Source organism: Streptomyces filamentosus, from assembly GCF_014654895.1.
Lineage (GTDB): Bacteria > Actinomycetota > Actinomycetes > Streptomycetales > Streptomycetaceae > Streptomyces > Streptomyces filamentosus.
Genome location: NZ_BNBE01000003.1, coordinates 1,072,008 through 1,084,977, shown reverse-complemented (window position 1 = coordinate 1,084,977; position 12,970 = coordinate 1,072,008). Strand labels below are relative to the sequence as shown.

Below are 12,970 nucleotides of genomic sequence, written 5' to 3'. Positions count from 1 at the left end.
GCGGTTCTTCCGCCGGGGGCGTTCACGCCGCCACCGCCGTCCGCTCGCGCAGGACCTCCAGGTAGTGGCCGACGAGTTCGTCCCCGAGGGCCTCCCAGGTGCGCCCCTCCACCTCGGCGCGTCCCGCGCGGCCGTAGGCGGCGCGCAGGCCGGGGGCGGCGGCGAGGGTGGCGACGGCCTCCCGGAGGGCGTGCGGGTCGCCCGGGGGCACGAGGATCCCGGTGCGCCGGTGGGCGACGAGGTCGAGGGGGCCGCCGGCGGCCGGGGCGATCACCGGGAGGCCGCTGGCCATGGCCTCCTGGACGGTCTGGCCGAAGGTCTCGTGGGGGCCGGTGTGGGCGAAGACGTCGAGCGAGGCGAAGATCCGGGCGAGGTCGGCGCCGGTGCGGCGGCCGAGGAAGCGCGCGTGCGGGAGGCGGGCGCGGAGGGCGGTCTCGCTGGGGCCGTCGCCGACGACCACGAGCCGGACGCCGGGGAGGGCGTCGGCGGCGGCGAGGAGGTCCACGCGCTTCTCGGGGGCGAGGCGGCCGACGTAGCCGACGAGGAGTTCGCCGCCGGGGGCGAGTGCGCGGCGCAGGGCGGGGTCGCGGCGCGCGGGGTGGAAGCGGGTGGTGTCCACGCCCCGGCCCCAGAGCCGTACCCGCTCGATGCCGTGGGCCTCCAGGTCGCGGCGGGCGGCCGTGGAGGGGGCGAGGGTGCGGTCGGCGGCGGCGTGGACGACGCGGAGCCGGCGCCAGGCGGTGCCCTCGCCCGCGCCGACGTAGGTGCGGGCGTAGCCGGCGAGGTCGGTCTGGTAGACGGCGACGGTGGGCATCCCCAGGCGGGTGGCGGCGGCCATCGCCCGGACGCCGAGGACGAAGGGGCCCGCCAGGTGGACGAGGTCGGCGCGGTGGGCGGCGAGGGCGGCGGCCACCCGGCGGCTGGGCAGCGCCACGCGGACCTGGGCGTAGCCCGGGAGCGGCAGGGAGGGGACGCGGACCACGGGGCACGGCGCGTCGGCGTCGGCGGCGGGGTCGGGGACGGCCGGGGCGATCACGAGGGGCGAGTGGCCCCGGCGGACGAGGTGGCGCGCGGTCTGGAGGGCGCAGTGCGCCACACCGTTGATGTCGGGGGGAAAGGATTCGGTGACGATGACGACACGCATACGGGTGTTCTCGCCGCGCCCGACGTGGCCCCGCCGACGTGGATCTGGACGCCGGGGGAACGTCCCGTGAGCTTTTCCCGTCCCGCCCGCGCGGTCCGGTTCCGATACCCGGACCGGGAAGCCCGGGGCCGTACGGGAGGGGGCACCGCCCGGGAGCCCGGAACGGGGCGCGGTGGGGGGCCGGGGCGGGGGCCAAGGGAGGCAGGGCCGTGCCCGGCGACGGCCGGGGGCCGTGGTGCGCACGGTCCCCGGGGCCGTGCGCCGCGGGCTGCCGTACGGCCCCCGGTCCCGGGGCGGGGCCTCGCTCGGCGGGTGTCGCCGCGGGCCGCGCCGCCCCGGGCGGGGGCGGTGGAGGGCGCCGGCCGGGTCAGACCTGGAGGTCGGGGCCGATGCGGTTGCGGACCGCCGTCTGGACCTCGACCTCCTCGGCCGGGTCGGCGGCGAGGCGGCGCAATCGCTCGGCCACGCGGACGTCGGCCGTCTCGGCGTGCTGGGCCGCGATCTCGCGGGTGGTCTCCTCGCAGTCCCACAGGCACTCGACGGCGAAGCCGCTCGCGAAGGAGGGGTCGGTGGCCGCGAGCGCGCGGGCCGTGCGGCCCCGCAGCTGGGAGGAGGCCGTCTCCCGGTAGACGTGGCGCAGCACGGGGGCGGCGCAGGCGATGCCGAGGCGTCCGGCGCCGTCGACGAGGACGCCGAGGGCGGGCGCGTCGGGCCCGGTGGTGCGGATGGCGGTGCGCAGCGCGCCGAGGACGAGCCCGGCGTCGCGGTCCTCGCCGCGCGCGGCGAGGAGTTCGCCGGCGGCGGTGCCGAGGGGGTCGGTGCGGTGGATCCAGGCGCGGGCGCGGGCGACCGCGTCCTCGCCGCGCATGCGGAGGTAGGCGGTGACGGCGGCGCGGGCGACGGCGAGGGCGTCCCGGTCGACGGCGCCGGCGACGTCGGCGTACGGGCCCTGGTCCGTGGCCGTGGCGGCCGCGTCGAGGGGGTGGACGGCGTCGGCGGCGGCCTCGACGAGGTCGAGGACGGCCGGGTCCCCGGCGGCGGCCAGGTGGTGCAGGACGGCGCCGCGCGCGCCGGGGGCGCCGGAGCGGCCGGCGGCCAGCAGCTCGGGGCGGTCCTCGGGGCCGGCCACGGCGGCCAGGCAGCGGGCGGCGGGCCCGGAGAGGTCGGCGCCGCGCTCGTGGCCCTCCTGGGCCCAGTCGAGGACGGCGCGCACGCTCCAGCCGGGGCGGGGCCCGGTGGGGCGCAGCTGCCGCTGCCAGCGGTCGAAGGAGCCGTCTTCCTGGGCGGCGCGGACCCGGGCGCCGACGGCGTCGCGCCGGTCCTCGGCCCACAGCCGCCAGGGCCGGGGTTCGAAGGCGTCGCGGACGGCGGTCGCGAGTGCGGCGTCGCCGGCCGGGTCGCGGGGGAAGCGGGCGAGGACCGGCTCGGCGAGGGCGCGCAGTCCGGCGTCGTCGTCGCGGAGCGCGAGCTCGTCGAGGGCCCAGGCCCAGTTGCTCCCGGTGGCCGCGTAGCGCCGGAGCAGGAGCAGGGCGTCGTGGCGGCCGTAGGAGGCCAGGTGGCCGAGGACGGCGAGGGCGAGCCCGGTGCGGTGCTCCTCGGCGTCGAGGTGGTCCTCGGGTGCGAAGAGGTGCGCCTCGACGGCCTCCAGGCCTCCGTGGAGGTCGAGGTAGAGCCGGGCGTAGTAGAGGGAGCGGTTCTCGATCCGCCAGTCGTGGCGGGGGTCGGCGAGCACGCAGTGGTCGAGGGCGGCGAGGGCCTCGGCGCGTGGGGCGGCGAGGGCGTGCAGGGTGCCGTCGCCGCGGCCCCGCTGGAGCAGACCGAGCAGGGTGCCGCTCGGCGCTATGGCTGGTTCGAACATGGGAAGACGCCTCACATCAAGCTGTCGACACGACGGGGGTGGACCGGAGGGGCCGGGCCGGGCGCGGAGCCCGGGCGCGCGGTGCCCGCCCTAGTAGGCCGTGGGACAACATGCCGGGCCGTCCGTCGTGCGTCGTCGCTCGCCTGAGCTGCTCATCTTCCTCTGCCTCTCGTCCGTGGCCCGGTCGGACGGCCGGGCTTGTCGTCATGATGACCGACCGTTTCCACCGCCGCGACCACATTTACGACACCGTTCCCGCCTGGGGTTCAGGCCGCGTTCACCGGGTGGTGAAGAGCTCCAGGAGTTCCGCCTTGCCGAACATGCGCGCGGTGTCCACGGCGGACGGAATGCCGGACTCCGGATTCGCGCCGCCGGCGAGGAGGGCGCGGATCACGTCCTCCTCGCCCTTGAAGACGGCTCCGGCGAGCGGGGTCTGGCCGCGGTCGTTGGCGCGGTCGGCGTCGGCGCCGCGCTCCAGGAGGGCGGCGACCGCGGCGGCGTGGCCGTGGTAGGCGGCGAGCATGACGAGGGTGTCGCCCCGGTCGTTGGTGAGGTTCGCGGGGACGCCCGCGTCGAGGTAGGCGGCGAGGGCCGCGGCGTCGCCGGTGCGCGCCAGGTCGAAGACCTTCGACGCCAGCTCGACGACCTCGGGGTCCGGGGTCTCGCTCATCTTCACAACCGCCTTCCGTGCTCCGCCGGCGGCCCGTGCGCGTCGCCGGGTACCGCCTGCCCTTGACCTGCGCACGGCAAGCGCGGCCGTACGAGTGAATCGACAGGGTACTGCCCGGGCGGTGACATGACCGCGTCCGGCCGAGGCAAGGATCACGGCGTCCACGCCCGTGACCGGCGCCTTCGAACTCCCCTTACCCCACTTCGGCGCTTTCGCCACCCGGGACGGGGGTCGGCGTCCGCCGGTCAAGTGAAAACACCCGCTATTCACCCGATTGCACGATTAGTCACATAGATACTTGCCGTGAACCTGGAAGGACTCCTCGTGACTGTCCCCTCAACCAGGAGAACACCCCATGATCCTGTCCATCTCAGGCGTCGTCCTGCTCGGCATCATCTGCTTCCTGTTCTTCAAGAAGGACGGCCTCAAGGCCTCGCACGCCCTCGTCTGCGCGCTCTTCGGCTTCTACCTGGCGGGCACCGCCATCGCGCCGAGCATCACGGCGGGCGGCCAGAGCCTGGCCGGCCTGCTGGGCGGAATCAAGTTCTGACGCCTCTCACCCCCTTCCACCCCTCCAGGAGTACGACGTGGCCCCGCGACCACTCCCCCGCATTCTGAGCAGCGGCAGCGCGCAGCTCGCGCGCAGCCGAGAGATCGCGCGGTCGGCCGCCGACAGCGCCACCGACGTGCTCCACCCGCTGATCACGGTCTCCCGAGGTCTGCGGAAACTGGCCGCGACCGCGCGCGCCAAGTGGGCCGCGACCCCCAAGGAACGGCGCGGTCCCACGCTGTTCCTGGTCGCGGCCTGCGTCCTGGTCGTCGCCCTGATGCCGTACGGGCCGCTGCTCGCGCTCGTCGCGCTCATGGGCGCCGCCGCGTGGAAGGGGCGTGAGAAACCGGTCGTGAAGACCGGACCCGACGAGGCGGAAACGGCCCGCCTGAAGGGCCTGTACGAGGCCCTGGTGCCGTACTTCTCCGTCCCCGAGGACCCCGCCCCGCTCTTCGCCCACGGGGGCGACTGGAGCGCGGCCTTCGGCGACCACGCCTTCGACGAGGACGGCCGGCTGACCCGGCTGCGGATCTCCTACCCGCCCTACTTCACCGACGGCGAGGCGGCCTCCCGCGCCCGGATCGAGCAGCTGCTCCACGCCAAGTCGGGGCGCGGCCGCGAGTACCTCTTCGACTGGGACGAGGAGGGCAACCGGCTCGTCATGCACGTGCTGCCCGCCCTCCCGACCACCATCTCCGCCCAGCGGTTCGTCACCGCCCCGGGCGAGACCGTGCTCGGCTTCACCGACGCCGACGCCGTGCAGCGGACCGTGCCGGTCGTCTCGGCGGACGGCTCCGAGGACGCGCCCGCCGTCGTCTGGCGCACCGGCCCCCGCTCCACCGAGCCGCACCTGCTCGCCGTCGGCCAGCCCGGCAGCGGCACCACCTCGCTGCTGCGCTCGCTGGCCCTCCAGGCCCTCGAACACGGCGACGTCCTGATCGTGGAGGGCGCGGGCACCGGCGAGTACGCCTGCCTGGTCGGCCGCGACGGCGTCCTCGGCGTGGAGAGCGAGCTGTCCGGCGCCCTGGAGAGCCTGGAGTGGGCCGCCCACGAGACCGAGCGGCGGCTGATCTCCGCCAACCGCGCCCGGCAGGCCGGACAGCCGGCCCCCGCCGACACCCGCCGGCCGCTGTGGATCCTCCTCGACCGGCCCGGCGTCCTGGGCCACCTGGCCGCCGCCCAGGGCCGCCCCGACCCCCAGGAGCTGCTCCAGGTGCCGCTGCGGCACGGCAGGGCGGCCCAGGTGACGGTGGTCGTGGCCGAGCAGTTCGACACCGCCGACGCCCTCCACGAGGGGGTGCGCGCGCACACCCGCGCCCGCGTGGCGCTGGGCCCCGCCTCCCCCGAGCAGATCGCCGCGGTGCTGGGCACCGCGCCGCACACCACCCCGACCCCGCAGGTCCCGCCGGGCCGCGGCTACGCCCGCCTCGGCGCGGGCCCGGTCCTCCGGCTCCAGGTGCCGGCCACCCCCGACCCGTACGACGACGCGACCGGCGACGCCGACCGGCAGGCCGTCCTCGACCTGCTCCCGGAGCGGCGGGCGGCGGCGACGGTGGCCCTGGAGAAGGTCCCGGAGGCGGCGGCCGAACCGACGCCCGGCCCGCTCCCCCGCCACGCCCCGGTCCCGGCCGAGGGCTGACGCACCCCACGCACGGCGAAGGCCGGTACGGACCCGGGGTCCGTACCGGCCTTCGCCGCGTTCGTACCGGCCCCCGCCCCCCTGCGCGGCCACGCGCGCGTGCGGGCGGATCCGGCCCTCCGCCGTGTCCACGCGCGCGTGGGGGGCGGGCGCCCGTCCTCAGGCCACGAAGGTCCTCAGGGGTTCCGCTCCCCCGCCGAGTCCCGACTCCACCAGCCGGGCGGCGGCGGCGAGCCGGGCCGCGGCCTCGTCGGCGACCGGGCCGCCGACGGTGAAGGGCAGCCGCACGTACCCCTCGAAGGCGCCGTCGACGCCGAAGCGGGGGCCGGAGGGCACGCGGACGCCGACCCGCTCGCCCGCCTCGGCGAGCCGGGAGCCGGACAGCCCGCCGGTGCGCACCCAGAGCGTCAGGCCGCCCTTCGGCACCTCGAACTCCCACTCCGGCAGCTCCCTGCGGACGGCGGCGACGAGCGCGTCCCGGTTCTCCCGGGCCTGCGCCCGGCGCAGGCCGACCGCCTCCTCCCATCCGCCGGTGCGCATCAGCCAGTTGACGCCGAGCTGCTCCAGGACGGGGGTGCCCAGGTCGGCGTAGGCGCGGGCGGCGACCAGGGAGCGGATGACGTCGGGCGCGGCGCGGACCCAGCCGATCCGCATGCCCGCCCAGAACGCCTTGCTGGCCGAGCCGACGGTGAGGACGGTGGAACCGGCCGGGTCGAAGGCGCAGACCGGCCGGGGCATCTCCACGTCGTCGTCGAGGTGGAGCTCGGTCATGGTCTCGTCGACGACGAGGACCGTGCCGGCCGCGCGGGCGGCCTCCACGAGCCGCCGCCGCTGGTCCTCGTCGGCGAGGGCGCCGGTCGGGTTGTGGAAGTCGGCGACGACGTACGCGAGGCGGGGCGCGGCGTCGCGCAGCACCTGGCGCCAGCGGCCCAGGTCCCAGCTGCCGAGCCCCTCGGACATGGCGACGGGGACCAGCCGGGCGCCGGCCTCCCGCATCAGCTGGAGGATGTTGGCGTACGAGGGGGACTCGACGGCGATCCGCTCGCCGCGCCCGGCGAAGAGGTGGCAGATCGCGTCGATGGCGCCCATGGCGCCGGTGGTGACCATGATCTGTTCGGGCATGGTCGGGATGCCGCGGGCGGTGTAGCGCTCGGCGAGCGTGGCGCGCAGCGCGGGCAGTCCGGCCGGGTAGTCGCCGTGGGTGTGCGCGTACGGCGGCAGCTCCTCCAGGGCTCCCTGGACGCTGCGGGTCAGCCAGGGCTCGGGCGCGGGCAGGGCGGCGCAGCCGAGGTCGATGAGGGAGCCGAGGGCCTCCGGGGGCAGCGGTTCGAGCCCCCGCGCGGGAAGCGGGTTCCCGGCCGGGACGGCGGTCCAGCTGCCGGCGCCGCGCCGGGACTCCAGGAAGCCCTCGGTGCGCAGCGCCTCGTAGGCGGCGGCCACGGTGGTGCGGCTGACGGTGAGGGCGAGGGCGAGTTCGCGCTCGGCGGGCAGCCGGGCGGCGACCGGCACCCGGCCCTCCAGGACGAGCAGCCGGATGCCGTCGGCGAGGGCGCGGTAGGCGGGCGGCTTCCGGGTGCCGGGGCCCGCCGGCCGGGGCTGCTGCGCCTGGAGCTGCCGCGCGAGCTGGGCGGCCCCGACGGCCGAGGTCCACTGAGCCATGGAAATCAGTCCACCTTCGTCGAATTGGCCATGGTTGGCATCCGTTCTCCCGCCACAGAGTGTCATGGGTCGGTCCACCGTCACCACACCGGGCCGCGTTCCACACCCGTCACCACCCCAGGGGGGCACTCCCATGTCCATCGCCTCCGGCGCCCGCGGCCGGCACCTGACCCGCCGGCTCGTCCAGCTCTACGCCGGCCTGACCCTCTACGGCGTCAGCTCGGCCCTCCTGGTCCGCGCGGGGCTCGGCATGGAGCCGTGGAACGTGCTCCACCAGGGCCTGTCCGAGCTGACCGGGCTGACGATCGGCGTGGTGTCGATCGTCGTCGGGGCGATCGTGCTGCTGCTGTGGATCCCGATCCGGCAGCGGCCCGGCCTGGGCACGGTCTCCAACGTGTTCGTGGTCGGCCTGGCGATGGACGGCACCCTGGCACTGCTCCCGGAGGCCCACGGGCTGCCGGCCCGGGTCGCCCTCATGGCCCTGGGCATCGTGCTGAACGGCCTGGCGACCGGCCTGTACATCGCGGCCCGCTTCGGCCCGGGCCCGCGCGACGGCCTGATGACCGGACTGCACCGGGCGACCGGCCGGTCGATCCGGCTGGTGCGGACCCTGATCGAGGTCGCGGTGGTGGCCACCGGCTTCCTGCTCGGCGGCTCGGTGGGCGTCGGCACGGTCCTCTACGCGCTGGCGATCGGCCCGCTGGCCCAGTTCTTCCTCCGCTTCTTCGCCGTCCCGGAGCCGACGCCCGCCACCGGGCCCGCGTCCGACACCGGGCCCGCGTCCGGCACCGGCCCCACGCCCACCACCGGGCCGAGGTCCGACACCGCCCCCACGCCCGGCATCGATGCCACGCCCGCCGCCAGTTCCGCGTCCCCCACCGGCCCGCTGTCCGCCGCCGGACCCGCGCCCGTCCCCGCATCCGGACCCGCCCCCGTGTCCACCCCCGAGCCGGCCGCCGTCGACGCCGCCGACGCCGCGGGGACACCGGAAGGCGCCATACTGCGGCGGTGACTCGCGTACGCCATCCCTACCTCGACCACCCGCTGCCGCTGCCCTTCGCCCACCGGGGCGGTACGGCGGACGGCCTGGAGAACACCGCGGCCGCCTTCCGCCGGGCCGCGGCGGCCGGCTACCGCTACTTCGAGACCGACGTGCACACGACGGCCGACGGGGTGCTCGTCGCCTTCCACGACGCGACCCTGGACCGGGTGACGGACGGCTCGGGCCGGATCCGCGACCTGCCGTGGGCGGCGGTCCGGGAGGCCCGGGTGGCCGGCCAGGAGCCGCTGCCGCTCTTCGAGGACCTGCTCCAGGAGTTCCCCGAGGCCCGCTGGAACGTGGACCTCAAGGCCGAGTCGGCGCTCGCCCCGCTGGTGGACCTGATCTCCCGGACCGGCGCCTGGGACCGGGTCCTGGTCAGCTCCTTCACCGAGGCCCGCATCGCGCGGGCCCAGCGGCTCGCCGGGCCCCGGCTGGCCACCTCGTACGGCGTGACCGGCGTCGCCGCCCTCCGGATGCGCTCGCTCGGCCTCCCGGCCCCGCTGCGCTCCGGCGCGGTGGCCGCGCAGGTCCCCGAGACGCAGGGCGGGGTCCGCGTGGTGGACCGCCGCTTCGTCCGGGCGGCCCACGCGCGCGGGCTCCAGGTCCACGTGTGGACCGTGAACGATCCGGAGCGCATGGACTCTCTCCTCGACCTGGGGGTCGATGGCATCATGACCGATCATCTGGAGACGCTGCGCGAGGTCCTCACCGCCCGCGGGGCATGGGTCTGAGGCCGGGCGGGCGTCCCGGGAACGGGGACGAACGAGGGGGGCGTACGGCCTTGACCGCCGAGACGACCGGGCCCGAGGGGCCCATCACCGATCCTGCCGGGCGCCTGCGGGAACAGCGCGGCTGGTACTTCTACGACTTCGCCTGCTCGGTCTACTCGACCAGCGTCGTGACCGTCTTCCTGGGGCCGTACCTGAACTCCCTGGCGAAGACGGCGGCCCACGGCGGGGACCACGTCCGCCCCCTCGGCATCCCGATCCACGTCGACTCGCTCTTCGCCTACGCGGTGTCGGCCTCGCTCGTGGTGGCGATCGTGGCGATGCCGCTGGTCAGCGCGGCGGCCGACCGCCAGGGCCGGAAGAAGCCGCTGCTCGCGGCGTCCGCCTACGTCGGGGCCGGCGCGACGACCTGCATGTTCTTCCTGAAGGACGACCGCTATCTGCTGGGCGCCCTCCTGCTGGTCGTGGCGAACGCGGCGCTGGCCGTCTCGATGATGCTCTACAACTCCTACCTGCCCCAGATCTCGGAGCCGGAGGAGCGGGACGCCGTCTCCTCGCGGGGCTGGGCCTTCGGCTACACCTCGGGCGCCCTGGTGCTGGTGCTCAACCTCGTCCTGTACTCGGCCCACGACTCCTTCGGCCTCGGCGAGGGCGAGGCCGTCCGCATCTGCCTGGCCTCCGCGGGCCTGTGGTGGGGCGCCTTCGCCCTGATCCCGCTGCGGCGGCTGCGCGACCGGCGGCTGCCGCCCCCGGCCGGCGGCGGGGAGGCACCGCGGGGGGCGGTGGGCGGTGGCTGGCGCCAGCTGCGGGCGACGCTCACGGACATGCGCAACCACCCGAAGACGCTCGCCTTCCTGCTCGCCTACCTGGTCTACAACGACGGGGTCCAGACGGTGATCTCCCAGGCGGCCGTCTTCGGCGAGAACGAGCTGGGGCTGGGGAAGACCACCCTCATCACGGCGGTGCTGCTGGTGCAGGTGCTCGCGGTGGCCGGGGCGCTCGCGATGGGCCGGCTCGCCCGGACGCACGGGGCCAAGCGGACGATCCTGGGCGCCCTGGTCGTGTGGACGTTCATCCTGCTGGCGGGCTACCTCCTGCCCGCCGGGGCGCCGGTCTTCTTCTACTTCCTGGCGGCGGCCATCGGCCTGGTGATGGGCGGCACGCAGGCCCTGTCCCGCTCGCTGTTCTCCCACACGGTGCCGGAGGGCAAGGAGGCGGAGTACTTCTCGGCGTACGAACTGAGCGACCGGGGACTGAGCTGGCTCGGCCCCCTCGTGTTCGGACTCGTGAACCAGCTGACCGGAAGCTACCGAGCTGCCATCATCTCCCTGGTGATCTTCTTCGTGGCCGGTTTCGTCCTGCTCGCGCGGGTACCCGTACGGGAGGCGGCGAGGGAGGCGGGGAACGCCGTGCCGGACCGAATTTAGACGCGGAAGTGAAAGGCCGGTAGTGTACGCGTTTGGCCTGCCAGGCGGACCGTTACTGCGTGCTGCTTTGGTGAAGACGTTACGTCATATCTCTCTCCAGATGTGACAAAACGGGCACCGGTGGGTACAACAAGGGGCGGCACGACGGGCGACGCATGACCGGGAACGGGAATCTTTATCGCCGACCGGACGTTGACCGGATGACGACGACAGCGACACCTGTCCTGTGGGCGACAAGCCCGGGAGGCACGATTCATGAGTGAGCGAGCTCTTCGCGGCACGCGCCTCGTGGTGACCAGCTACGAGACCGACCGCGGCATCGATCTGGCCCCGCGCCAGGCCGTGGAGTACGCATGCGAGAAGGGCCATCGTTTTGAGATGCCCTTCTCGGTGGAGGCGGAGATTCCGCCGGAGTGGGAATGCAAGGTCTGCGGAAGCCAGGCGCTTCTGGTGGACGGCGACGGACCCGAGGAGAAGAAGGGCAAGCCTGCGCGTACGCACTGGGACATGCTCATGGAGCGGCGCACCCGTGAGGAGCTGGAGGAGGTCCTCGCCGAGAGGCTGGCCGTCCTGCGTTCCGGCGCCATGAACATCGCGGTGCATCCGCGCGACAGCCGCAAGTCCGCCTGACGGACCGCGCGGCGCAGCGACGCCGAGGGGCCCGGTACACGATCCGTGTACCGGGCCCCTCGGCGTGTTCCCGGGACCCTTTCCGGGTCCCGGGCGCGGCCGGGTCAGGGCATCAGGGGCGGGTGCTGCCCGCCGGCGGGGCCGTACGGGCCCTGGGGGGCGTCGTCGCGGACGACCTCGCCCTGGACCACCTTCCCGTCCGGGCGGTGGATGCGGGCCTGCTGGAAGGCGTCCTGGAGGCTTCCGGGGGGCGCGGCGGCCATCCGGCGCTCGACGGCCCGCTCCGCGGCGCGCCCGAGGGCGGCGCGGACCTGGGGCACCAGGAGCAGCAGGCCGGCGGCGTCGGAGATCAGACCGGGGATCATCAGGAGCAGGCCTCCGAGCATCAGGAAGCCGTTGCGGTCGCCGGCGCCCTTCCGGTCGGCCGGGTCCGGAGCCGTACCGCTCCGCGCGGCGGCCTGGGCCTGCTGGAAGGTGTCGGTCAGGTTGGCGAAGGCCCGCCGGCCGGCCCGCTTGACGACGGTCGCGCCGAGGACGGCGCCGCCGACGAGGAGCAGCAGCACGGTCAGGCCGCCCGCCGCGTTCGCCACGACGGTGAGCAGCCAGATCTCCAGGACCAGCCAGGCGGCGACGCCCAGCGGGAGGAAGGTGCGCGCACGGGAGCGCTTGGGTGCGTGAGGGGGCGGTGCGCCGGTGGTCATGCCGTCCAGTGTGCCTGGCGCGCCGTGGGAACGCCGTAAGGAGAAGATCAGGGCCCGGAACGCGCGGAGCGGTCCGGGCCCTGGGTGCCGGGGGTCAGCCGTTCTTGCGGCCGAGGAGCTTCGAGACCTTCTCGGCCCGGGCGGTGAGGCCCCAGCCGGTGACCCGCCACAGGGCCTCGACCACGATGTTGCGGCTCATCTTGGAGTCGCCGATCTCGCGCTCGACGAAGGTGATGGGGACCTCCACGACGTGGAAGCCGGCGGCGACGGCCCGGCGGGCCAGGTCGACCTGGAAGCAGTAGCCCGCGGAGGCGACGTTCTCCAGGCCCAGGCCCTCCAGGGTCTCCTTGCGGAAGGCCCGGTAGCCGCCGGTGACGTCGCGGATGGGGACGTCGAGCATGACGCGGGAGTACAGGCTGCCGCCGCGGGAGATGAACTCGCGGGACTTCGGCCAGTTCACGATCCGGCCGCCCGGCACCCAGCGGGAGCCGAGGACCAGGTCGGCGCCCTTCAGCGCGGTGAGCAGCCGGGGCAGCTCCTCGGGCTGGTGGGAGCCGTCGGCGTCCATCTCGACGAGGACGTCGAAGCCGTGGTCGATGCCCCAGCGGAAGCCGGCGAGGTAGGCGGCGCCCAGTCCTTCCTTGCCCTTGCGGTGCAGGACGTGGACGTGGTCGTCGTCGGCCGCGAGCTCGTCGGCGAACTTGCCCGTGCCGTCGGGGCTGTTGTCGTCGGCGACGAGCACGTGCGCCTCCGGCACGGCCTCCCGCACGCGCGAGACGATCGGCCTGATGTTGTCCGCCTCGTTGTAGGTCGGAATGATCACCAAAGCCTTGCCGAGCGGGCCGTAACGCCTCACGCCACCGTCGTTCACTACTGCCCCTTCGGATACAGACACAGGCCCCCACCTTAGCGAGGTCTCCGG

General features: G+C 75.2%; 11 protein-coding genes and 1 pseudogene. 6 read left to right on the top strand and 6 right to left on the bottom strand.

All coding sequences use genetic code 11. The annotated features are described in order from the left end of the window. Positions 1–22 precede the first annotated feature (22 nt). From IE326_RS32410 to IE326_RS32400, 3 genes are all read right to left on the bottom strand, one after another. Entirely contained in the window at positions 23–1,144 is a 1,122-nt protein-coding gene (locus tag IE326_RS32410) for a glycosyltransferase family 4 protein (protein WP_190044033.1), read from the bottom strand. A gap of 367 nt (positions 1,145–1,511) precedes the next feature. Beyond that, positions 1,512–3,002, bottom strand: coding sequence for a HEAT repeat domain-containing protein (locus tag IE326_RS32405; RefSeq protein ID WP_190044032.1), 1,491 nt, complete (start codon positions 3,000–3,002; stop codon positions 1,512–1,514). Between the two features lie 277 nt (positions 3,003–3,279). Then, a complete protein-coding gene (locus tag IE326_RS32400) occupies positions 3,280–3,672 on the bottom strand; it encodes an ankyrin repeat domain-containing protein (protein WP_190044031.1) in 393 nt (130 codons plus the stop codon). A 355-nt stretch (positions 3,673–4,027) separates the two neighbouring features. Between IE326_RS32400 and IE326_RS32395 the strand changes: the two genes are divergently transcribed. Continuing rightward, entirely contained in the window at positions 4,028–4,222 is a 195-nt protein-coding gene (locus IE326_RS32395) for a hypothetical protein (protein WP_030493667.1), read from the top strand. Between the two features lie 37 nt (positions 4,223–4,259). Continuing rightward, positions 4,260–5,861 (top strand): hypothetical protein, encoded by a 1,602-nt coding sequence (locus tag IE326_RS32390; protein WP_150227200.1) that lies wholly within the window; start codon positions 4,260–4,262, stop codon positions 5,859–5,861. 159 nt (positions 5,862–6,020) lie between these two features. Here the strand turns inward: IE326_RS32390 and IE326_RS32385 are convergent, their stop codons facing one another. Next, complete coding sequence (locus tag IE326_RS32385; protein WP_150227201.1) at positions 6,021–7,520, bottom strand: SCO1417 family PLP biosynthesis transcription factor; 1,500 nt, start codon at positions 7,518–7,520, stop codon at positions 6,021–6,023. Positions 7,521–7,653: 133 nt separating this feature from the next. Between IE326_RS32385 and yczE the strand changes: the two are divergent. From yczE to IE326_RS32365, 4 genes and pseudogenes are all read left to right on the top strand, one after another. Next, positions 7,654–8,361 (top strand): annotated as a pseudogene (yczE, locus tag IE326_RS32380) (membrane protein YczE); the annotation flags it as partial. 167 nt (positions 8,362–8,528) lie between these two features. Beyond that, positions 8,529–9,293, top strand: coding sequence for a glycerophosphodiester phosphodiesterase family protein (locus tag IE326_RS32375; protein WP_150227202.1), 765 nt, complete (start codon positions 8,529–8,531; stop codon positions 9,291–9,293). A 50-nt stretch (positions 9,294–9,343) separates the two neighbouring features. Further along, entirely contained in the window at positions 9,344–10,717 is a 1,374-nt protein-coding gene (locus IE326_RS32370) for an MFS transporter (protein ID WP_229915749.1), read from the top strand. A 255-nt stretch (positions 10,718–10,972) separates the two neighbouring features. After that, positions 10,973–11,347 carry an RNA polymerase-binding protein RbpA gene (locus IE326_RS32365; RefSeq protein WP_026278069.1) on the top strand — a complete coding sequence of 125 codons (375 nt, stop codon included), beginning with the start codon at positions 10,973–10,975 and terminating at the stop codon, positions 11,345–11,347. A gap of 104 nt (positions 11,348–11,451) precedes the next feature. On the opposite strand, the gene fxsA is transcribed toward IE326_RS32365, so the two are convergent. After that, positions 11,452–12,048, bottom strand: a complete 597-nt coding sequence (fxsA, locus tag IE326_RS32360) for an FxsA family membrane protein (RefSeq protein ID WP_190044030.1) — start codon at positions 12,046–12,048, stop codon at positions 11,452–11,454. A gap of 94 nt (positions 12,049–12,142) precedes the next feature. Beyond that, complete coding sequence (locus IE326_RS32355) at positions 12,143–12,919, bottom strand: polyprenol monophosphomannose synthase (RefSeq protein WP_150227205.1); 777 nt, start codon at positions 12,917–12,919, stop codon at positions 12,143–12,145. Between the last annotated feature and the right edge of the window lie 51 nt (positions 12,920–12,970).